20 protein-coding genes and 1 pseudogene are annotated in these 21,172 nt (G+C 51.2%); 8 read left to right on the top strand and 13 right to left on the bottom strand.

Translation table 11 applies throughout. The features are described from left to right. On the bottom strand, positions 1–679 hold a 679-nt coding region (gene dsbG, locus KQJ18_RS11680), incomplete at its 3' end, for a thiol:disulfide interchange protein DsbG (RefSeq protein WP_216422004.1). A 366-nt stretch (positions 680–1,045) separates the two neighbouring features. On the opposite strand from dsbG, the gene ahpC reads away from it, so the two are divergent. Next, on the top strand, positions 1,046–1,609 hold the full coding sequence (ahpC, locus tag KQJ18_RS11675) for an alkyl hydroperoxide reductase subunit C (protein WP_004859485.1): 564 nt from the start codon (positions 1,046–1,048) through the stop codon (positions 1,607–1,609). A 150-nt stretch (positions 1,610–1,759) separates the two neighbouring features. Further along, complete coding sequence (gene ahpF, locus KQJ18_RS11670; RefSeq protein WP_038638660.1) at positions 1,760–3,325, top strand: alkyl hydroperoxide reductase subunit F; 1,566 nt, start codon at positions 1,760–1,762, stop codon at positions 3,323–3,325. Positions 3,326–3,426: 101 nt separating this feature from the next. Here the strand turns inward: ahpF and KQJ18_RS11665 are convergent, their stop codons facing one another. The 8 genes from KQJ18_RS11665 to KQJ18_RS11630 form a co-directional block, all read right to left on the bottom strand. Next, positions 3,427–3,843 carry a desulfoferrodoxin family protein gene (locus tag KQJ18_RS11665; RefSeq protein ID WP_253297478.1) on the bottom strand — a complete coding sequence of 139 codons (417 nt, stop codon included), beginning with the start codon at positions 3,841–3,843 and terminating at the stop codon, positions 3,427–3,429. 157 nt (positions 3,844–4,000) lie between these two features. Further along, a complete protein-coding gene (gene fadK / locus KQJ18_RS11660; RefSeq protein ID WP_087857125.1) occupies positions 4,001–5,662 on the bottom strand; it encodes a medium-chain fatty-acid--CoA ligase in 1,662 nt (553 codons plus the stop codon). Between the two features lie 3 nt (positions 5,663–5,665). After that, on the bottom strand, positions 5,666–6,988 hold the full coding sequence (locus KQJ18_RS11655; RefSeq protein WP_038638665.1) for an aromatic acid/H+ symport family MFS transporter: 1,323 nt from the start codon (positions 6,986–6,988) through the stop codon (positions 5,666–5,668). A gap of 66 nt (positions 6,989–7,054) precedes the next feature. Next, positions 7,055–7,339 (bottom strand): ferredoxin family protein, encoded by a 285-nt coding sequence (locus KQJ18_RS11650; RefSeq protein ID WP_216421999.1) that lies wholly within the window; start codon positions 7,337–7,339, stop codon positions 7,055–7,057. Next, the gene (locus tag KQJ18_RS11645; protein ID WP_199966164.1) at positions 7,336–8,628 is read right to left on the bottom strand and encodes an FAD-dependent oxidoreductase; all 1,293 of its coding nucleotides are present in this window, start codon (positions 8,626–8,628) and stop codon (positions 7,336–7,338) included. The genes KQJ18_RS11650 and KQJ18_RS11645 overlap by 4 nt, the downstream gene beginning before the upstream one ends. A gap of 45 nt (positions 8,629–8,673) precedes the next feature. Next, complete coding sequence (locus tag KQJ18_RS11640) at positions 8,674–9,630, bottom strand: FAD-binding protein (RefSeq protein WP_216421997.1); 957 nt, start codon at positions 9,628–9,630, stop codon at positions 8,674–8,676. Positions 9,631–9,649: 19 nt separating this feature from the next. Then, positions 9,650–10,414: an electron transfer flavoprotein gene (locus KQJ18_RS11635; RefSeq protein ID WP_216421996.1), complete on the bottom strand. Its 765-nt coding sequence runs from the start codon at positions 10,412–10,414 to the stop codon at positions 9,650–9,652. Between the two features lie 11 nt (positions 10,415–10,425). Further along, complete coding sequence (locus KQJ18_RS11630; protein ID WP_216421995.1) at positions 10,426–11,571, bottom strand: acyl-CoA dehydrogenase; 1,146 nt, start codon at positions 11,569–11,571, stop codon at positions 10,426–10,428. A 407-nt stretch (positions 11,572–11,978) separates the two neighbouring features. Here KQJ18_RS11630 and KQJ18_RS11625 point away from each other — a divergent pair, with 407 nt between their 5' ends. From KQJ18_RS11625 to KQJ18_RS11610, 4 genes are all read left to right on the top strand, one after another. Beyond that, entirely contained in the window at positions 11,979–13,145 is a 1,167-nt protein-coding gene (locus KQJ18_RS11625) for an acyl-CoA dehydrogenase family protein (RefSeq protein WP_038638685.1), read from the top strand. A 124-nt stretch (positions 13,146–13,269) separates the two neighbouring features. Beyond that, positions 13,270–14,583, top strand: coding sequence for an MFS transporter (locus KQJ18_RS11620; RefSeq protein WP_069323146.1), 1,314 nt, complete (start codon positions 13,270–13,272; stop codon positions 14,581–14,583). Between the two features lie 32 nt (positions 14,584–14,615). After that, on the top strand, positions 14,616–15,830 hold the full coding sequence (locus KQJ18_RS11615; protein ID WP_038638690.1) for a CaiB/BaiF CoA-transferase family protein: 1,215 nt from the start codon (positions 14,616–14,618) through the stop codon (positions 15,828–15,830). A gap of 68 nt (positions 15,831–15,898) precedes the next feature. Then, positions 15,899–16,849 carry a helix-turn-helix domain-containing protein gene (locus KQJ18_RS11610; RefSeq protein WP_216421994.1) on the top strand — a complete coding sequence of 317 codons (951 nt, stop codon included), beginning with the start codon at positions 15,899–15,901 and terminating at the stop codon, positions 16,847–16,849. A 47-nt stretch (positions 16,850–16,896) separates the two neighbouring features. Here the strand turns inward: KQJ18_RS11610 and uspG are convergent, their stop codons facing one another. Both uspG and rnk read right to left on the bottom strand, forming a co-directional pair. After that, positions 16,897–17,325, bottom strand: a complete 429-nt coding sequence (uspG, locus tag KQJ18_RS11605) for a universal stress protein UspG (protein WP_016152215.1) — start codon at positions 17,323–17,325, stop codon at positions 16,897–16,899. Between the two features lie 188 nt (positions 17,326–17,513). Beyond that, the gene (rnk, locus tag KQJ18_RS11600; protein ID WP_005120853.1) at positions 17,514–17,924 is read right to left on the bottom strand and encodes a nucleoside diphosphate kinase regulator; all 411 of its coding nucleotides are present in this window, start codon (positions 17,922–17,924) and stop codon (positions 17,514–17,516) included. Between the two features lie 276 nt (positions 17,925–18,200). On the opposite strand from rnk, the gene KQJ18_RS11595 reads away from it, so the two are divergent. Both KQJ18_RS11595 and KQJ18_RS11590 read left to right on the top strand, forming a co-directional pair. After that, a complete protein-coding gene (locus KQJ18_RS11595) occupies positions 18,201–19,031 on the top strand; it encodes an alpha/beta hydrolase (RefSeq protein WP_216421993.1) in 831 nt (276 codons plus the stop codon). Positions 19,032–19,127: 96 nt separating this feature from the next. After that, the gene (locus KQJ18_RS11590) at positions 19,128–19,751 is read left to right on the top strand and encodes a flavin reductase family protein (protein ID WP_216421992.1); all 624 of its coding nucleotides are present in this window, start codon (positions 19,128–19,130) and stop codon (positions 19,749–19,751) included. A 41-nt stretch (positions 19,752–19,792) separates the two neighbouring features. Here KQJ18_RS11590 and rna read toward each other — a convergent pair whose 3' ends face one another. Together rna and citT are read right to left on the bottom strand one after the other, a co-directional pair. Beyond that, positions 19,793–20,599, bottom strand: a complete 807-nt coding sequence (rna, locus tag KQJ18_RS11585; protein ID WP_216421991.1) for a ribonuclease I — start codon at positions 20,597–20,599, stop codon at positions 19,793–19,795. Between the two features lie 110 nt (positions 20,600–20,709). Further along, positions 20,710–21,172: pseudogene (citT, locus tag KQJ18_RS11580) on the bottom strand (citrate/succinate antiporter CitT); the annotation flags it as partial.

The following is a 21,172-nucleotide window of genomic DNA, read 5'->3' as shown; positions in this document are numbered from 1 at the left end:
TGTCTTTACTCATGTAGTAGATGGCTGGCGTCACGTTAGCACCCAAATCATCCATCAACTTTTGATTGATATTGAGTATCTTCATCTGCTCGGGCGGGAGAGAGGCAGGAATTTCCAGCTTCATTTTGCCGCCGGAGGCTTCATAGTCATGCCAGGTTTTGGCCGGATCTTTTGTCGACAAGATTGCGGCAGCTGTTGCCGGGCTTTCAGGTTTGATTACGCCCACCAGTAGCGTACGCAACTGAACTTTACCGGAATCGACCCACGGACGCGCCTGCTGCCAAAACTGTTTGCAATAAGGGCAGAAGGGATCGGCGAACACGTAGACAATCACCGGGGCCTCTTTCTTACCATCCAGAATCCATGAGGCTTTTTCCATTCGCTGCCACATCTCGCGCCCTGCTGGGGCATAGATCTCTTTTTCTATCAGTGCATTACTGAGGTTTTCACCTTTCTCATTGTACATGTAGCCTGAGATAGCATGTTTGCCGTCGGGCGTGACGTAGATAGTGACGCCCATATCCTGATATTTACCCAGATAACCTTTCATTCCGCCAGGAGCATCGAAAGGTTTCAGAATAGTAATGCCCTGTTTCTCAATGGCTTTAACAGGGGCAGGTAGCTCTTCAGCATGAACGATAGCGGGAAGTAAGGATAAGAGTAAGGTACGCTTGAACATTGATTTTCCTTATAAAATCAGAAGGAAAGGGGACTGAATTGCAAAACCTATCACAGCCATAGGTAAGATCGACAGTCTGTCGATTGCCCTTTCTTTAGTTGGGTGATGTAATCCCAATCGCTGTTACGACCTTTGTTAAGGTAATGTAGAGCGCAACACATAGCCAGTTCTGCTGGTACTGAAGTTACCTGCGGGTAGCTCGGGTAATGAGGCTCCCTGCAAAGGGGGCCTTTTTTACTTTTGTCTTTTAGGTTCGATTGAGGAAGTTGTTAGTTAACGCTTATTGATTTGATAAAGGAAACGCATTAGCCCTTGGAAGAGATTTTCGTTAACTTATCTCTCAACGAAAACACGGAGGAAGTACAGATGTCTTTGATTAATACCAAAATTAAACCTTTCAAAAACCAGGCGTTCAAAAACGGTGAGTTCATCGAAGTAACCGAGAAAGATACCGAAGGTCGCTGGAGCGTCTTCTTCTTCTATCCGGCTGACTTCACCTTCGTATGCCCGACCGAACTGGGCGACGTTGCAGACCATTATGAAGAACTGCAGAAACTGGGCGTAGACGTTTACTCTGTTTCTACCGATACCCACTTTACGCACAAAGCATGGCACAGCAGCTCTGACACCATCGCAAAAATCAAATATGCAATGATCGGCGACCCGACTGGCGCCCTGACCCGTAACTTCGACAACATGCGTGAAGATGAAGGTCTGGCTGACCGCGCAACCTTCGTTGTTGACCCGCAGGGTATCATCCAGGCAATCGAAGTTACCGCTGAAGGTATCGGCCGTGATGCGTCCGACCTGCTGCGCAAAATTAAAGCCGCACAGTATGTTGCATCCCACCCAGGTGAAGTTTGCCCGGCTAAATGGAAAGAAGGTGAAGCGACACTGGCTCCATCTTTAGACCTGGTTGGTAAAATCTAAGCTAATTTGTAGGCCGGATAAACATAGTGCATCCGGCATTCCACAGGCGCAAATTTGCGCCTGTTTCATTCCAGCACCATGACGCAAGTTGCATTAATGCAGTCCCGCGAAGTCGGCTTGCATGATGATGTTTTCAGAGAGGGAAGAAGAATGCTCGACACAAATATGAAAACCCAGCTCAGGGCTTACCTTGAGAAACTGACCAAACCTGTTGAGCTGATTGCTACGCTGGATGACAGCGCTAAATCGGCAGAAATCAAGGAACTGCTGACTGAAATTGCTGAACTGTCAGAAAAAGTCACCTTCACAGAAGACAATACTCTGGCAGTGCGTAAGCCATCGTTCCTGATTACCAATCCTGGCTCTCACCAGGGGCCGCGCTTTGCGGGTTCTCCGCTGGGCCATGAATTTACCTCGCTGGTGCTCGCGCTGTTGTGGACCGGTGGTCATCCGTCAAAAGAGGCGCAGGCGTTGCTGGAGCAGATCCGCGATCTCGACGGTGATTTTGAATTTGAAACCTATTATTCACTCTCCTGCCATAACTGTCCGGACGTGGTGCAGGCGCTGAACCTGATGTCGGTACTGAACCCACGCATTAAACATACGGCGATTGACGGCGGTACGTTCCAGAATGAAATCACCGATCGTAACGTGATGGGCGTTCCGGCGGTATTTATGAACGGTAAAGAGTTCGGCCAGGGTCGCATGACGCTGACTGAGATCGTGGCGAAGGTGGACACCGGCGCAGAGAAACGTGCGGCTGAAGAGTTGAACAAGCGTGATGCTTATGACGTACTGATTGTTGGTTCTGGCCCTGCGGGAGCGGCTGCGGCGGTGTACTCTGCACGTAAAGGTATCCGCACCGGTCTGATGGGCGAACGTTTTGGCGGTCAGGTTCTGGATACCGTTGATATTGAAAACTATATCTCGGTACCGAAAACCGAAGGCCAGAAACTGGCTGGCGCGCTGAAAGCACACGTTGATGACTATGATGTTGATGTGATCGACAGCCAAAGCGCCAGCAAACTGGTTCCTGCGGCGCAGGAAGGTGGGCTGCATCAGATTGAAACGGCATCCGGCGCGGTGCTGAAAGCGCGCAGCATTATCATCGCGACCGGTGCGAAATGGCGCAACATGAATGTTCCGGGCGAAGATCAGTATCGCACCAAAGGCGTAACTTATTGCCCTCACTGTGATGGCCCACTGTTTAAAGGCAAGCGTGTGGCGGTGATTGGCGGTGGTAACTCCGGTGTTGAAGCCGCTATCGACCTGGCGGGCATCGTGGAACATGTGACGCTGCTGGAGTTTGCTCCTGAAATGAAGGCCGATCAGGTGCTGCAGAATAAACTGCGTAGTCTGAAAAACGTCGACATCATTTTGAATGCGCAAACGACAGAAGTAAAAGGCGATGGCAGCAAAGTCACTGGGCTCGAGTATCGTGACCGCGTGAGCGGCGATGTTCACAGTGTAGAACTGGCAGGTATTTTTGTTCAGATTGGTCTGCTGCCGAACACCAACTGGCTGGAAGGCGCCGTTGAACGTAACCGCATGGGTGAAATTATCATTGATGCGAAGTGCGAAACCAGCGTGAAAGGTGTTTTCGCTGCAGGTGACTGCACAACCGTACCCTATAAGCAGATCATCATCGCGACAGGCGAAGGCGCGAAAGCCTCGTTAAGCTCCTTTGATTATCTGATTCGCACCACAGTAGCATAAAAAAGTAAGACTCACCTGCAATGCCAAAACCGCCAGTCATCCGCTGGCGGTTTTTTATTTCGCTAAAGCGCGCACAACATGCTGACCTGCCATGTGAACCGTCAAAATGTGTACCGCCACAACCCATGTTGGTTGCACCAGGTATAGGCTGAAAACCCTCGTTTGCAGTTGAATTTACACTGTTTCCCTTTACAGATTGGGCGATCGCAATAAACATAAGCATCATTGCCCGCGAGTGCAAAAGTGGCTTCTGGCGGCGCGCCTGGCGGCAGATATTTAAATTGCCCCCCCTGAAAGGTGTAAATAAAGATCCACTCCAGATAGTGATCTACCGTCATTGGATGCGCCGGATTACCTACCGTTACGGAAAGCGTATTTGATTCAAATCCCCCGGAAATGGTCATCAGCGGTTGATGCTGTTGGGCGAGCGCATCGGTAGTAGTGGCATCATTAACCCGTAACGCGACGAGTGTTTTTCCACAGCAGGTTATCGGGGATGTTGCGTCACGTATAGCCATGGTGACAAGGAACGCCCCACACTGAGGACAACGGTAGAAGTTCGGGTTAGGGCGGATAAAAGTGGGTTTGGTACTGTTTTTAATCCGGTTTGATACCCTGCGTACATTGCGGGAATGTTCGGAAACAGTATGAGTGAGAGACATAACGCGCTCCTTCTTACGCCGAGGTTGTTAGACCAGTCGTTTCTTGCGAGAGGGATGCCAGACGCTGGAGAATATCCTGTCGGAGAATGTATTTTTGAATTTTGCCTGAGGCCGTACGCGGTAATTTGTCTATAACAACCAGATATTCCGGGTATTTATATTTTGCGATACGCCGTTGAGCGAAAAACGCGATGATATCAGCCAACTGAAGCGTTTTTTGTGGATGACTCAGCACGACATAAGCGCAAGAACGTTCACCCAGGCGTTTATCTGGCATGCCCACCACAGCGGCATCGTGGATATCCGGATGAAGCAGCAGAATATCTTCTATTTCGCGACTACTGATGTTTTCACCGCCACGAACAATAACGTCCTTTTTTCGGCCAGTAATTTTGATATAGCCGTCTTTATCCATCCGGCAATAGTCGCCGCTGTAATACCACCCGTCGTCGTCAAGTACCTGGTCGGTCAGTTCCGGTTCATCAAGATAGCCGACAAAAACATTGGGGCCGCGAGAGGCTTCTTCGCCCTCATTATTTTCCGCCAGAGTCATCTTCTTCTGGTCGACCACTCTGATTTCAACGCCTGCAGCGGCTCTGCCATCCGTGTTCATTTGATGAGTCAGAGAGTCATGCGGTCGCACTATCGCATGGGGAGCACTTTCTGTACTTCCGTATACGCCAAGGAGTTGAATCCCTGCCTGGTGACATTCCTGCAGAAGTTTTCCTGGGATTGTGGTTCCCCCGCACAGAAAGAAGCGAAGAGAAGAGAGACTGCTGCGCTGTGCTTTGGAAGCATACAGCAGATCGCACACGAACGGTGTTGCCCCCATGATGCAGGTGCAGCGCTCTTGCGCCAGTAATGCCAGGCACTCTTGCGGAGAAAATATGTCCATCAACACGCTGCTGGCGCCCGTTAAAAAAGGGGCGGTCACGCCATGCAGAAATCCTGTTGCATGGGCTAGCGGAGCGGGCATGAGAATCGAATCCGTCCAGTTTATATTGAGCGCAGCGCAGAAGGTTCGTTCACTGGCGATGATGGTATTGTGCGTCAGCATCACGCCTTTGGGATGACCTTCCGTACCGGAAGTAAAAAGAACTGCCGCCAGATCGTCGCTATGCGTTAGGACGTGATGCGCTATTGGCGGAGAATCATTGAGGATCTGGCTTAGAACGGGGCCAGTGGGCGCAGGCGCCAGCTTATCAACCGCCACCACCTTCTCAAGCCAGGGCAGATCGGAACGGAGTGCGGCGATCCTATCTGCCGGGTTGTCGTTTTTAAAACTCGTTGGTGTAAACAGTATCCGGGCCCGGGATTTATTGAGTATCCAGGTCAGTTCACACTCCCTGAAAGCAGGCAGGAGCGGGACGATCACGGCTCCGCTTTTCAGACAGGCCAGATAAATTATCGTGAATTCACACCAGCCGGGCAACTGGAGCGCCACGCGATCGCCCGGGCGGATACCGGCATCGATGAGCCAGGACGCCAGCCGTCCCGCGGCAATATCCAGCGCTTTATAAGTATAGTTATCCCCCCGATTATCGGTGACCGCCACTTTGTCTGCATACGCTTTGGCCGACAGGGACCAGTAATCGGCTAATGTCGCATCTCCCCAGTGGCCCTGTTGCCGGTATTGCGCTTTACGCTCGGCATTGATTTTTAGGTTCGTTGTCATTGGTTATGTCTCAGACTGAGTTCTTTTTTTGCAATACATCGCCAGTGCGCCAGCCAGTAGCGGCAGAGGCAAAAACAGAAAGACGTCACTGAATGTCCAGCCTGCTGCGAGCATGAGCGAACCCACGCCTGCGCTGGTAATCGCGCCCAGCCGACCAATGCCCGTCGCCCAACCAACGCCGGTTGCCCGTATTGAAGTCGGGTAAAAGTGCGCAGCCAGTGCATAGCAACCGGGGTTGATCCCGTTGAGAGTGAAGCCAAGAATAAGAACCAGGGCATAGAGCAGGAAAAGCGAAGGGGTGAACAGCCCCAGAACTAATGCGCCGCATATGCTGCCTGACAGCGTCAGAATAATCGCCTCGTGTTTGCCCCAACGATCCATTTCAATACCAATGCAAAAATTGCCTATCATGCCGCCTATCTGAAAGACAGACCCCATAATGACGGCCTGGGAGAGCGTAAGTCCGGCATCTTTTATCATCAGGGGTAACCAGCTGGATAAAAGGTAAACGCTGAAGAGTCCGACAAAAAGCGTCAACCACAGCGCCACCGTTCCCAGCGTGTAAGGGGGATGCAGCAGTGACTTTGCCGTGCTGGCGCGGGCTTTTTGCGGCTCGGTGGTGTAAAAACGCGTATCTTTGTCTGCAATTCCGGGAATAAACAGATTTAGCAGGCGAACCAGGCGCGCATCGTTACCGGCGTGCTGCACCAGATACAACATCGATTCAGGTAAACAACGCAGTAAAACCAGTGCCAGCAATAATGGCAAAATGCCGCCTGCGATAAGCACGGCGCGCCAGCCAAACGTTCCGAGCAACTGTTGGCTAAGTATGCCTCCCAGCGCTGCGCCAGAATTAAAGCCGCAATGGATCACCGTTGACAGGCGAGAGCGATAACGGTGGGGGGCGTACTCTGCAACCAGCGTCGTGATGTTGGGCATGGCTGCGCCTAACCCGAGTCCGGTAATAAAACGAAAAAAAGTCAGGCTGGATAAATTCCAGGCCCCGGCAGAAAGCAGGCTGCTGAGACCAAAAAAGACAACTGACCCAATAATTAACTTTTTACGTCCATAGCGGTCAGCTAGCGGGCCAGAAATTAAAGAGCCTGCCGCCAGCCCCAATAATCCACTCATCATGACCGGGCCCAGATCTTGTTTGGATAGTTGCCAGTGATCTATTAATGCCGGAGCAATGTAGCCAATTGCCGTGACATCGAAACCATCAATACCCAGAACAAAAAAACCGAGAAAGACAATAAACCATTGCCGTTTGCTGATGGGGTGTTTGTCTAAAATCGTACTGATATCAATTTGATTCTGTACCGACATGGTCTTCTCCCTGAACCGCGAACACGAGGTATCTCCTGATACGGCGATATGCTGTTTTGCAGGGGGTTAGCCGAAGCGAAATTCAACGCCAAACGTTCCTTGTGGATATTCCCATTTTTGTAGAATGGTGTGTGAACACAGCACCCGGCATGTGCCGCATTCGAGGCAGCCAGCATAATCAAAGTGAATATTGCCAGCGTCATCCTGGCGATATAATCCGGCGGGGCAGGCGAGGATAAGTTTACGGAACTGCTCTGGATCGGGGTTTTCCACCAGGACAATATGGGGATGTCTTTCATCGACCCTGAATTTATTCGTGCCCAATTTCACATCGACGTTCACGGTATTCATAATGCGCGAACTCCTTTAATGCCGTCTTTTAAGAGATTAATTAATCCGATTTTTTTGCCGTGCGCTAATACTGTCGAGCACAGTGAAGCAGGGGCCTTGCCGTTGACGGTAAACAGAGACGCCATGAGATCGGTTGCCATTTGCGGATATTGTTGGAAAATTCGCGGGTTCTCCATCATTGCGGGGAGGCGGCGGTAGTGGCGCATATCGCGTAACACCGCGCTTTTCTCCAGTGCGTTGGGATAAGCCTGGAGTTTTCCTTTACTGAAATCATTGGCATTTTTCGCGGCAATGACCGTTTGCGCCGCCACATTGGCTGCTGTGATGGCGAGATCCATGCCCCGCACGGTATAGCCCAGATTCAGACACATTCCGGCTGCATCACCGACAATCATCACTCCGTTCTCGACTAACGTTGGAACCATATCTATCCCGCCTTCCGGCACCAGATGCGCGGAATATTCCTGTAGCGTACCGCCTTCGATTAGCGGACGGATAGCAGGATGCTGTTTGAAGTCTTCCAGCATTTGCGGCACGGTTTTACGGGCATGCTCGATACCGTCGAGGCCGCATACCAGACCCAGTGAAAGCGTATCGCGATTGGTATACAAGAAACCGCCGCCCATTAATCCGTCTGACGGTGAACCGGCAAACAGCCAGGCGGCGCCTTCGTTACCAGTTAGCCCGAAGCGCTGCTGAATTTGTGCGGATGGCAGTGAAATCACCTCCTTCACACCAACGGCATAATGGTGCGGCGATGATTCTGGCACCATACCGATAGCGCGGCCCAGCAGAGAATTTACACCGTCGGCGAGGAGAACCACATTTGCCTCCAGGGTATCGTCTCCGGCCTGAACTCCCGTCACTCGTCCATTTTGACGGATCAGTGAATCTACTCTGACGCCGGTGATGAACTGAGCGCCAACGGCTTCTGCTTGCGCCATGAGCCAACTGTCAAATGTGCGGCGAAGCACCGTCCATGATTCTGCGACCGGGGCCTGTTGGGGGGGGCTCGCGAGATAGTCCAGCGTGACAGCGCTTTCTGTTGTAAGAAAGGAAATTCGCTCCCTGACTACTTTTCTTTCAACGGGGGCTATATGGGTAAAACCCGGCATAATTTCTTCCAGGCTGTGCGTGTAGAGTCGTCCTCCGGTCATATTTTTACTGCCCGCAGTATCACCACGCTCAATGACCAGCACATCCAGTCCTGCTTTTGCCATTACATAAGCGGCGATGCAGCCTGAGATGCCTGCGCCGACAACAATGGCGTCAAATTTTTCGTCCGACATCGCTTTTGCTCCTGTTGCCGCCATTCGGGATGGCGGCGTTAAATGTTAGTGCTGTAGCAGTTCAGTTAATGCCGGGACGACTTTATATATATCGCCTACCAGCCCGTAGTCGGCGTACTGAAAGATTGGCGCATTCTTATCTTTATTAATGGCGACAATGGTTTTGGCGCCATTACCGCCGACCATGTGCTGTATCTGCCCTGAGATGCCCAGCGCCAGATACACATCGGTTTTAAGCAGTACGCCAGAAACGCCAATGTAACGTTCACGATCCATCCAGTGCTCACCTTCAGCAATGGGGCGAGAGCAGCCGACTTCCGCATTCAGCGCAGCGGCTAAATCCCAGATCATATGCAGATCGTCTTTGGCCGCTAAGCCACGCCCAATACCGACGACACGACGGGCTTTACTGAGATCGATGCTGCTGACCGATTTTGCCCGGCGCGCTTTGCATAAAAGCTCATGTTGCGGTGGGATATAGCTGACGGGTATGGGAGCAAGCTGATGCGGCGCATTTGCTTCCAGCGGCTCGAATGCGCCACTCGAAACGGTCACGATAGCCGTAGGTGTGTTAATTTTTTCCCGACCAAACGCCAGACCGCCATACATTCGATGTTCGGCATACAGTTCGCCATTCTCCAGCGCCAGGCTGGTGGCATCATTAATCAGCGCTGATTGCAGCAGGATGCTAAGTCTGGCCGCCAGGCTTTTTCCTCGTCGGGTTGCCGCCAGCAGGATTAATGTTTCCGTCCTGAGCGCACTGTCGTCTTTTTCGGTATTTTGTATCAGGGCAGCGAGGGTTTCTGCATAGTTTTCTAATCGTTGCTGTTCTGACTTTCCGCTCAGGACGTACACCGCGTCGGCATGTTGTACCTGCAAAGCCTCGCTCTCATCCCAGATGACCGCACTCACGTGTTCACCGAACTGCTTTGCTCCTGCAAGGAGATCCGCGTAACGGTCGGCGCTGTCACTCACTACCCATACCTGATTGATTTTGCTCATTCCAGCTTCTCCGTTGTCTTCAGTTCAGCACTTTATTGAGATACTCTGCCAGGCGAGCGATATCTTCTGCGCCGTCGCCTTCAATGATGATGTGTTTACGTTCTGCCTGCTGCGGGGCATAAATATTGACCATTTCGGCCTCGGGAGACACCGGCGACCAGCCGATGTCATCGGCCGTCCATTGGGTAACGGGCTTTTTCCCTGCGCCGAGAATCGCTTTCATGGAAGGAATACGCGGTTCATTAATATCTGACGTGACGCACAAGACGGCAGGAAGCGGCACATCAATAATCTCTATTTCATTTTCCAGTGTGCGTTCGACCGTAACGTAGCCGTCATGGATTTCAATGTGGCTGACGGCATTGACGGTGGGCAGATGAAGCATTTCCCCGACACGCAGCCCGGTTTGCTGTGCATAGAGATCGCCAGAGCCTTCGCCACACAGCAGCAGATCAAAACCGATTTTCTTCGCTGCTGCGGCAATGACCCGGGAGGTTTCGTGCGCAAGCGCAGTTGACAGCCGCTCGTCGCGCACCAGGTAGAGTCCATGAGGACCTCGGGAGAGCAAATCTTTTCGCAGTTTGGCGTTATCCAGCGCCTGACCGCCAACGCACAGGGCTATGACTTCATCGTTTTCACCGGCCAGCAGGACGGCCTCTTCAATAGCATTGAGGTCGAATGGGCTGATTTTTTCTCCAGCACGCGTTGTGTCCAGTGTTCTGTCGGCGGTGATACTGATGTCTTGTTCTTCCGCGACCAATTTATAACAGGCAAGTAATTTCATGACGTATCCTATTATTTTTCATACTGTTTTAGGATCTGGCGGGCTGAGATATACACCATAATCTCGTCAGTACCGCCACCGATGCGGTTAACACGGGTATCTCGCCAGAAGCGGGATACCCGGCTGTCATTGGTGTAACCAAGGCCACCTAAAATCTGCATCGCATCGTCAATGACTTCACAGGCTGACTGTGCGCAATACAATTTGCACATCGGCGCGGACAGGCGCATGGGTAAATCGTTGTCACATTCCCATGCCGTGCGATAGACCATGTTTTTCATGTTTTGGATTTTTATCGCCATTTGGGTCAGCTTGAGCTGAATCATCTGGAACTGGCCGATATTTTTATCGAACTGAATACGTTGGTTGGCGTAGCGGGCGGCATCTTCAAAGGCGCATTCCGCCACACCCAGCGAGTGTGCGGCGATGACGAGACGTTCAATATCGAAGTTTTCCATCATGTGAATGAAGCCGTAACCTTCGCGGCCCACCATCGCGCTTTCTTCCAGTTCAACGTTATCGAGAAAAACCTCACAGTTGCTGACCATGTGCCAGCCGATTTTGTGCAGGCTATTGCGCTTAACGCCCGGCATGTTTGGATCCACCCACCACAGGGTGAAGCAACGCTTCGGATCTTCCGGTTCGGGATTGCGTGCCAGCACCAGCATGTATGGGTAATCTTTGGCGCCCGTGATGAACGTTTTTTGCCCGTTCAGATAAACTTTGCCATTTCTTCGGGTATAGGTTGTAGCGACGCGGTTATTATCCGATCCCGCCTGCGGCTCGGTGAAGGCGAGTGAATAGGCAGGGATCCCGGTCAGCCCGACTTCAGCCGTTTTCGCCAACTGTTCTGCATTGCCAAAGCGCTGCATATTATGGATGCATTGGCCTTCCGTCATAATGTAGGCGGGAGCCCCCATGCGCGCGATTTCCTCCAGAACCAGCATTTGCGTCATCATATCGGCGGGGATGCCGCCGAGTTCTTCTGGAATGCCTAACAGCCCCACGCCGCTTTCGGCCAATGCCTGAAAGAACTTGCTGGGGAAGGCGCCATTTTCATCACAGGTCTTGAAATATTCTTCGGGAAAATCTCGTGTTATCAGTTCGCGGATACTGGCTAAAAGCAGTTCCTGCTCTTCGGTCAGGCTAAAGTCCATGATGTCTCCTCAATGATGCCTGCTGATAAGAATTGATGTTTCGGACGATGTTCATTTCTTTATATTCTGATCGTGCCTGGACGCCGACTTGCAGAATAATTGGTATGAGGAGAATAAATTCAGCGGGCATTAATGATGCATAGACATATTTAACAACGTCCTGGACAAAACGAGCATTTAGTATGTTTTTGTGATGCGGGTTCAGAAATAAGCGCTGGGTTTTGGTGATGTTCGATTTGTCCTGTTTTTGGTTAAATCTGTCAATGTCAGGAGGACGAATTTTATTTTTATAATCCATCACGTTAATTCATGGAAACAGGTTGGTTAGAATATCTTATTTTTTATATATTCATATTCTTATGGCCTGCATTCTTACCTGAGTATTCAACGTGGAGTGGGGTTGGTATATGTCCATTTTATCTCAGCAGCAACTGGAAGCATTGAAGAAAAAAGTCAGAAAGGTTACCGAAACTGAGCTGGAAGAAATTCAACTGGAAGTTGAGCGGACGAATGTCTTTCCTGACTCTTATTACGACGTTTGCCGTAAAAACGATCTGTTTCGTCTGGCGATGCCTGAAGAATTTGGCGGTATGGGACTCAACTGCGAACAGTTCTTTTCGGTGATGGAAGAGTTTTGCCGCGGGCCTGGTGGGATGCGTATGAACCTGCACCACGCCAACGGATTGAACTGGCGAATTATGTACGATCATGGCGCAGAAGATTTGCGCGCTAAATGGTTACCGCTGCTGGCAAATAAAGATGCGTATATTAACTTTGCATTAACTGAGGCGGATTGCGGTTCGGGTGCAGATATTCGTACTACCGCGGTTAAAAAAGGGGATAAATATATTCTTAACGGAACTAAGACGTTGATATCTCATACGGATATATCCGATGGGAGCTATGTTATTGCGGTTACGGATGAGAATAAGCGTAAAAAGGGTGGCTTAACAGCATTCTTTATCGAAACGAATACCCCCGGTTATTACATTGATCCTATGCCGCATATGATGGGGTGCCGTGGTGCGGGTCATGCTTATCTGCGTTTTGAAAACTGCGAAGTCCCTGCGCATAACATTATGGGGAAAGAGGGCGATGGCCTGGATATTTTCATGAATGCGCTGGCGCATTCACGCGCCATGATTGCCGTAACCTGCCTTGGCATGTCACAGCGCTTCCTGGAGCTGGCGATTGCCAGAGCAAAAGATCGTGTGACTTTCGGTAAGGCTCTCGTTTCTCGCCAGGCGATTCAACAAACGCTGGCGGATATGGGCACGCAGGTACATGCGCTGCGCGTCATGCTGCGCGACTGTGCGCAAAAATTCGACCGTGGCGAAGATATTGAGATGGTTTCAGCCATGTGCAAACTGCACGGCATTGATACCGTGCGTACGGTATCGGATAGCTGTCTCGAAATCTTTGGTGGTATTGGCTATTTCGAAGATAACCCGTATGGCCCGGTAGAAAGGATGTACCGCGATGCTCGTGCCCTGTGGTTTGAAGAAGGCCCACGTACCGTGCAGCGACTGACTATCGCACGCCCATTGATTGCCGCAGGTGGTGAGATTCGCTAGTCCGGGGGCGTTTGCACCGTGTCAGAGGTTAGCCGATTTTACGGGACACTAACCTCATTTTTGGTCGTACGTCGCTGTTTATCCTGTGGCTACGGCCATTTTTGCTTTTTTGCGAGAGTGACCTATGAGTACATCACCAGGGAACAGACGCTGGGGCATTATTGTCCTGCTCATTATTGATTATTTCGTCATGTTTGTGGCGCGAAGTGGGATGTCGATGTGTGGGCCTGCATTAATGCAGGAATATGGCTGGAGCGCTATGCAGTTTGGCTGGGTATCCACGGCGTTTTTCATTGGCTATGCCGTCACAATGTTACCCGCGGGTTTACTGGCGGACAGGTTTGGCGGCGGGGTCGTTTTGGTGACCGGAACATTATGGTGGGCAGTTTTCACATTTCTAACGCCGTTAGGATCAACGCTGGGCATCATGATGTTGCTGCGTATTCTGGTCGGGATTGGCCAAGGGTTGCTTGTGCCGGCTAACTTTTCACTGGCGGCAAAATGGGTACCTAAGCATGAAGCCGGAATGGCGACAGGATTATTGCAGATAGGTTGCCCTACTGGTATTGCCGTTGCCATGGTTCTGGCTGCATGGATAGTCCAACGCTGGGACTGGCAGGCCGTGTTTTACGTTGTATCGGTACCCGGCGTACTGTGGTGTCTGCTGTGGTGGAAGCTCGGCAGCAACCGTCCGCAACAGGATACATTTATCACCCAGGGTGAACGAGACTATATTCTGGCTGGGCAAGTCTCTACTGAAATCTCTCCGGCTACACAAAATGAGCCGCTAAGTAAAGGCGATATTCTGGCAACCCCTTCAGTCTGGGCATGCGCCTTATGTTACTTTTGTACCAATTACCTCTTTTTTCTCTTCATGACCTGGCTGCCAACCTACTTTGCTATGGGGCGTGGAATCGATCTCAAACAAAGCGCGATTTTTTCTATGCTGCCGTATCTGGTGGCAATCTTTGCCTATCCGCTGGGGGGCGTAGTTACTGATGCCGCATGTCGTCGATTTGGACAAAACGTCGGACGTAAGATTTCTCCGGTACTGGGGTTATTATTAGCTGGGGTATTTTTGATCCTCGGCACTCAGGCAAACAGCTTGTGGAGTGCCGCCACGCTTATCTCTGCGTCGAACTTCTTCCTGTGCTTCACGATGGCTGCACACTTTTCAATTCCTATTATTTTCTCGCAAAAAGACACCGGTATGTTGGTCGGGCTGAACGGGGTGTTCGGGACGTTGGCGGGTATTCTCTCGCCTGTACTCGCTGGCTGGGTGATTGATGTCTCCGGTGGTCAGTACGAGTACGCACTGTATCTGGGCGCTGGCGTGGCGATTGTCGGAGCCTTCTTTATGTTAATTGCGCGCATTCGGCCAATAGAAAAGAAATCAGCACGCGTAAGCGCCGGTGGCCGTAAAGGATTTGCCGGTTAAACAGGCTACTCATTATTGAGGGAATATGACGTATGAGACCATTAGAGGGCGTTAAGGTCGTTGATCTGACATCATTTCTGGCTGCGCCAACGGTAGCGCGTATTTTAGGTGATTGGGGGGCGGATGTGATCAAAATCGAACCGCCCATCGGCGATCCTGGTCGTACGCAGGCGTCAGTTTTTAATATGCCGTATGAAGATGATGAGAATCCGGCATTTGATATTTCCAATGCCAATAAGCGTTTTCTGTGCCTGAATTTGAAACAGGAGCGAGCGAAAGAAATTGCCTGGCGTATTCTTTCCACCGCTGATGTGGTAGTGACCAGCTATCGGACGAAAGCGCTGGAGCGGCTGGGGTTCTCATGGGAAGAGTTGCACCTGCGTTTCCCTCGTTTAATTTTCGCTCAGATTCTGGGGTACGGTGAGCAAGGACCAGAAAAAGATACCGCAGGGTTTGATGCGACGGCCTATGTTTGCCGGGGAGGGATCCTGGGGTCGACAAACGAACGGGGGGAAACGCCGATTAACTCAGTTAATGGGTTTGGCGATTTCCAGGCCTCCATGTGTCTTGTTTCGGGTGTCTGCGCGGCGTTATATGGTCGTACGCTCTCTGGGCAGGGGGATAAGGTCACTGTGAGTCTGCATCATACCGCGTTGTTTATGATGAGTATTGCCGTCACATCGGCGCAATACGGCAACGTTTATCCTAAATCCCGTTGTGAAGTCGCGAACCCGTTCAACAATACCTATAAAACCCGTGATGGTCGCTGGATGGTAATTTGTATCCCAGAGTACGATCGCTTTTTCAATAAGTTCATGACGCTACTTGGTCGCGAAGATTTGGTCGACAGTCCCGAGTTTTGTCGTATTGCCGATGTCAATCTGCATGGACGTAACCGGGATATTATCAGGATCATCAGTGAGCAGGTCGCTAAACGCTCGCTTGATGAAATGATGCAGATGTTAAAACAAAACGACTTTGCTCATGAGAAAGGCTTCACGCCTGATGAAATCCTTGACGATGAGCAGGCGTGGGCGACGGACTGTCTGAGAAATGTTGAATATATCACTGGTAACCGACGCGTGCTGGTGACCCCTCCTGTGAACATTGGCAGTATGGGGCCTGCACAAATTCGTCCATCCCGCAGATTAGGGCATGATTCGCAGCAAATTCTTTTGGAATACGGATATTCTGTCGAGGAGATAGCGCGTTTGAATGCTGACGGCGCGGTCATTATGCCCGCATAACCTTAGCCCGCCAGGGGATGACACCGTTGCCGCCTGGCGGGTCCATTTGATTGGGTGGGGAAGCATTGATGACAACGACCATTCCTACTTATGCGTTATATGGCGAGCAGTCGGAACCAGGCTGGGAAAATTTCTTTAATGTAGAAATGATCTCATTGCGTTCAAAACCCCTGAACTGGAAAGCCAGCCCGCATATTCATGACTCATTGATTCAGACCCTCTTTATTCAGAGTGGCGAGGTTGATGTTTTAATGAATTACACCCGGATAAAGTTGAAGGGGCCGGGTCTCATCCTTGTACCTGCGCAGACCGTTCATGGTTTTGATTACCGGCCCGGTACGGAAGGGATGACGATCACTGCCTCACAAGGGCCAATGGAGTCGGTAATGGGATTATTGGCGCCCAACGTTCTCACTCTGATGCATAAGCCCTGCGTAATCCCCCTCGATGGCTCCCCAGAAGACGGGAAAATTATTCAGGGTTTTTATCAGTCTTTACAAAAAGAGATGCAAAAACCGAGGGTTAATCATAAGGCAATGTGCATTTCGATTTTTATTTCCATCCTGGTTCACCTCACGCGTATCAGTACCCTGACAGAAGAACAGCAGAAATTTGATATCTGCTCGCGTAAAGCCTCCCAAATAAACAAATTCCTCCTGCTGGTGGATCAGCGCTTTCGCCAGCGGCTGACCGTTAATGATTATTCTGAAGAGATGGGTATGTCCCCGGGGCATCTGTCGCGCTTATGTCGGATAACATTAGGCATGTCCAGCCTGGATGTGATTAATATGCGCGTACTGCAGGAAGCCCAACAGGAGCTGGTCTACACCTCTAAGACGATAAAGCAGCTTGCGGCTTTTTTAGGATTCAATGATGAAGCCTACTTTACGCGTTTTTTCCATAAACATACGGGTGTCAGCCCAAGACAGTACAGGGAGTTGGCCTTACAAAAAATATCTACAAGGGAGGTGTGCCAGGTTATGGGCGCTGCCGATGAGAAAGAGTGCATCACGCAATAACCCCCACCCGTAAGACGGGTGGGGTTGTTACAGTAAATCAGATGCAGTTAACGGACAACCAGTACCGGCAGAGTGGCGTGGCGGACAACGCTGGAGGCGTTTGAGCCGAGCAGGTGGGTACTGATGGACGGGTTACGTGACCCAATGACCACCACATCCGCATTCAACTCTTCACCCAACTCGTTGACCACGTCACGGACGCTACCAAAGCGCACGTGTTGTTTAATGCGGGAGGGATCGATGCTGAAGTGACCGACCATTGTTTGCAGACGCGTTTCCGCTTCGTGTTGCAGATGCTCTTCAAAACGACGAACGTCTGCCGCAAAGCGGTGCAGGCTTAAGCTTGCTGAGCCTGGCAGCACATGCAGCAGATGGATAACGCCGTTTTCCTGTGCCAGGAATTCTGCATGGCGAATAGCCTTGTCACTCAGTTCCATTTCGAATACATCAACAGGCATTATGATTGTGTTGTACATAAACATTCTCCTTGTCATTACATGAACACATAACAGCATAGTATTAAAAATGATTCTGTCAGTCACGGCACAGATTTATGTTTTGCGAACAGGAAATAACGTGAGGAGCGGGGAGATGAGGAGTAACCGGAAAGAGGATGCAGATGCATCCCCTGCAAGATAAAGCGAATAGCTTTGATAAGACAGAGTTAGCGCAGGTAGTCGCCCGCAGCTTCTGGTTGGTACTCAAGCTCGATGACTTCGAGGTGTGTTGATGTACCGCCCGGCAGTTCCCAGTGAATGGTGTCGCCAACGCGCAGGCCCAGCAGTGCCGCGCCAACAGGCGCCATGACGGAAAGCTGTGTGCTGCTGTCAGTCATATTAGCCGGATACACCAGGGTACGCACACGGACTTCGCCATCACTCAGATTGCGGAATTTCACGCGGCTGTTCATGGTCACGACATCGTGCGGCATGGTTTCTGGAGAACACATTTGCGCGCGATCCAGCTCGGCGTTCAGGGCGTCGGCAATGGGTAAACCAGCAAACGCAGGTTGCTCCAACAGGCGGTCAATGCGTTCCGCATCGAGGTCGTTAATGATGATAGTTGGTCTGGACATTTATTACTCCATGTCGTCGATACTGCGGGTGCGCAGGTAAATAATCCCAAAAGAAAACCCTCACCGTCAGGCGGCAAGGGTTTAGCTTGTATGATGATACTGAGACTTACCCCATGTTTGAAGTGATTTAGTTCACATTCAGGTAAATCATCAATATTGTCGCATATGGTGTGATTTTAGCCGAAAAACGTGATCGTTCTCCAATTTGCATTATGCTTTTTAAGCGCTCGTTGCGGGTGCGTCAATACAACTCAGTGTTCCGCTACAGGAGATCTCATGAGCCAGTACGACAAACTTACCTTAAAAGACGGCAGCTATTTGCATTTTAAAGACTGGGGAAGTGGACAGCCCATCGTGTTCAGTCATGGTTGGCCGCTGACAGCAGATGCGTTTGAGGATCAGATGCTGTTTCTTGGGTCGAAAGGATTTCGTGTGATCGCCCATGACAGGCGCGGACATGGCCGCTCGGCCCAACCGTGGGATGGCCACAATATGGATCAGTATGCTGACGATCTGGCTGAACTTACCGCGCATCTCAATCTTAAAGATGCCGTGCATGTTGGGCACTCTACCGGCGGTGGGGAAGTGGCGCGTTATCTTGGCCGCCATGGGACGCAGCGGGTGGCAAAAGCGGTGTTAATTGGCGCGGTGACGCCCATCATGATCAAGACCGACTTTAACCCGAATGGCGTGCCGAAAGAGGTGTTTGATGGCATCCGGGAAGGGGTAGTGAACGATCGCGCCGCCTTCTTCTATGAACTGACCGCGGCATTCTATGGTTATAACCGTCCGGGCGCAAAAGAGTCGAAAGCCGTCCGGGAAAGTTTTGTTGAACAGGGCTTACAAGGGTCCATCAAAGCGTTGTACGACTGCATTCATGCGTTTTCAGAAACAGATCTGCGTGGCGATCTCGAAAAAATGACCATCCCGACGCTGGTGATCCACGGCGATGACGATCAGATTGTCCCGTTTGAAACCTGCGGCAAGGTCGCGGCAGAAATATTGCCGGATGCGCAGTTAAAGGTATATGCCGGTGGTTCTCACGGTATTTGCACCACCCATAAACAGCAGATCAATGGCGATCTGCTCAACTTTATTCAGTCGTAATCTTTAACGGATTGTTCTACGCTGATCTTCTTTTTCCAGGGAGATGAGCGAAGCATAATTCGTGCTGCGCTACCGTTAATGACACCAGAGAAGGCTATGTATTTCTATCAACCATCACAGGGACACGGCTTACCGCACGACCCGCTAAATGCCATCATTGGACCGCGCCCCATTGGCTGGATTGCGTCGCGCGACAGTAACGGGCGACATAACCTGGCGCCATACAGTTTCTTTAATTGCTTTAACTACCATCCGCCGATTATTGGTTTTGCCAGCAGCGGCTGGAAAGACAGCGTGCGGAATATTGTCGAAACCGGTGAGTTTGTCTGGAACCTGACCACCCTTGAACTGGCTGGCGCGATGAATGAAACGTCTGCCAGCTTGCCGCGCGGCGAGGACGAGTTTTTTGCCGCTGGGCTGAATAAAGCCGACAGCCGGATTGTCAGCGTGCCGCGCGTGGCGCAAAGCCCGGTTAATTTTGAGTGTCGTTTATCGCAAACTCTGCAACTGACCACTGCTGACGGCGCGCCTGTAGAAACCTGGCTGGTGCTGGGAGAAGTGGTGGGCATCCATATAGATGAAACGCTACTGGAAGAAGGCATCTACCAGACGGCGAAAGCGAAGCCGGTACTGCGTGCGGGTGGACCCACGGCGTACTATTCAATCAGTGAAACACACCGTTTTGATCTGGTTCGCCCGGACGCCCGTTTGCAACGCTAAGCATGCAGACCGACGCCCGGTTTGCGCGTCGGTCGTGATTTTCAGTATCCAGCCTTGTCGATAATAAACTGTTTACCGCAGTTACCCGGATGCGGCTGCGGTAAGAGTGACTGCGCAGATAGCGGTTGATTGATGGTGTCGGCTTTCAGGGATAGCTGGATCTCTGTGAGATAAGCCGGATTGCCGTGGCAGCTTAGCTTCACGGCTTTGACGTTCTCTTTGCCCCAGCTTTTGGCGATAGCGGCGTCAAATGCGTTGCGGCTGACGGTTTTGCCGTAGTTATCCGCGAGGAACTTGCCCGCTTCGCTGTTTTTGAATTCATTATTCAGCCGCACCATCGTGCCAAAGTACACGTCGGGATCAAAACCAAAACAGGCGCCGTGTTTGGCATACTCGTAGCGTTCCAGGCAGGATGTTCCGCCAGCGCCTGGCATCACCGCGCTCAGTTTCGCAGCACTCTCCAGTGACAGGCCGGTTTCAGGCGCTGCGCATTTACGGCTGGCGCGCGCTTCAGGCAGGTTAGGAATGGGGCGTGTTGCGCAGCCAAAACGCATCCAGCGGCGGTTATCTACTCCGCGAGCGGCGATTGATTTTGGCAGGCTGGGCCACAGGCCGTGAACGGTCAGAAAATCCGCTTTGACTGCAATCTCTTTTTGCAGACGACATTCGTCGGGTTCCTGACGATTACGCTCGTGTTGGCTTTGACAGAAACCGGTTTGCCAGGAGAGGGCCAGCACGTAGCGGTCAAAATCAGCGTACTGTTTTGCCTGAAGTTCATCGGCCTGAGCCGCAGAAACTGGCAGCAGAAGCGTTGCCAGTAAAGAAGAATAACGCCATGTTGATGTCATGATGATTTCGGATACTTATATAAATTCTGAATATCATCTATTTAATCATAAAAAATGCCAGTCAGGTTTAGCTGACTGGCATCATTTTCATCAGGCGTGAGCCGGAATGATTAGCTCCACATTGCCAGAATCGGCCAGCCGACCAGCAGAAGCATAGCGATGTAGATAACGCCGAAGATAGCTCCCAGACGCCAGTAGTCTTTAGACTTCACATAACCACAACCGTAGATGATAACGCCAGGGCCGGTTGCATACGGCGTCAGGCAGCCCATGATACCGATGGACAGCACCAGCAGGATACACAGATGTTCCATTGGAACGCCCGGGATACCTTTACCGACCGCCAGGATAACCGGCAGCATGGTGGCGGTGTGTGCGGAAAGGCTGGCGAACAGGTAGTGAGCAAAGTAGAACACCAGCACCAGCACGATCACGGTCGCGTTAGGTGAGAAGCCTTCCAGGTGCGTGCTCATGGTGTTAGCGAACCAGTCGATGAAGCCTGAACGGGTCAAACCATTTGCCATAACAACCAGCGTGGCGAGGTTTACCAGTGTGTTCCATGCGCTGTTATAG

Origin of the sequence: Citrobacter sp. S55_ASV_140, assembly GCF_018919505.1 — a bacterium.
GTDB classification, from domain to species: Bacteria; Pseudomonadota; Gammaproteobacteria; order Enterobacterales; family Enterobacteriaceae; genus Citrobacter; species Citrobacter werkmanii.
The sequence above is the reverse complement of the archived record's forward strand: the minus strand, read 5'-3'. Positions and strand labels throughout refer to the sequence as shown.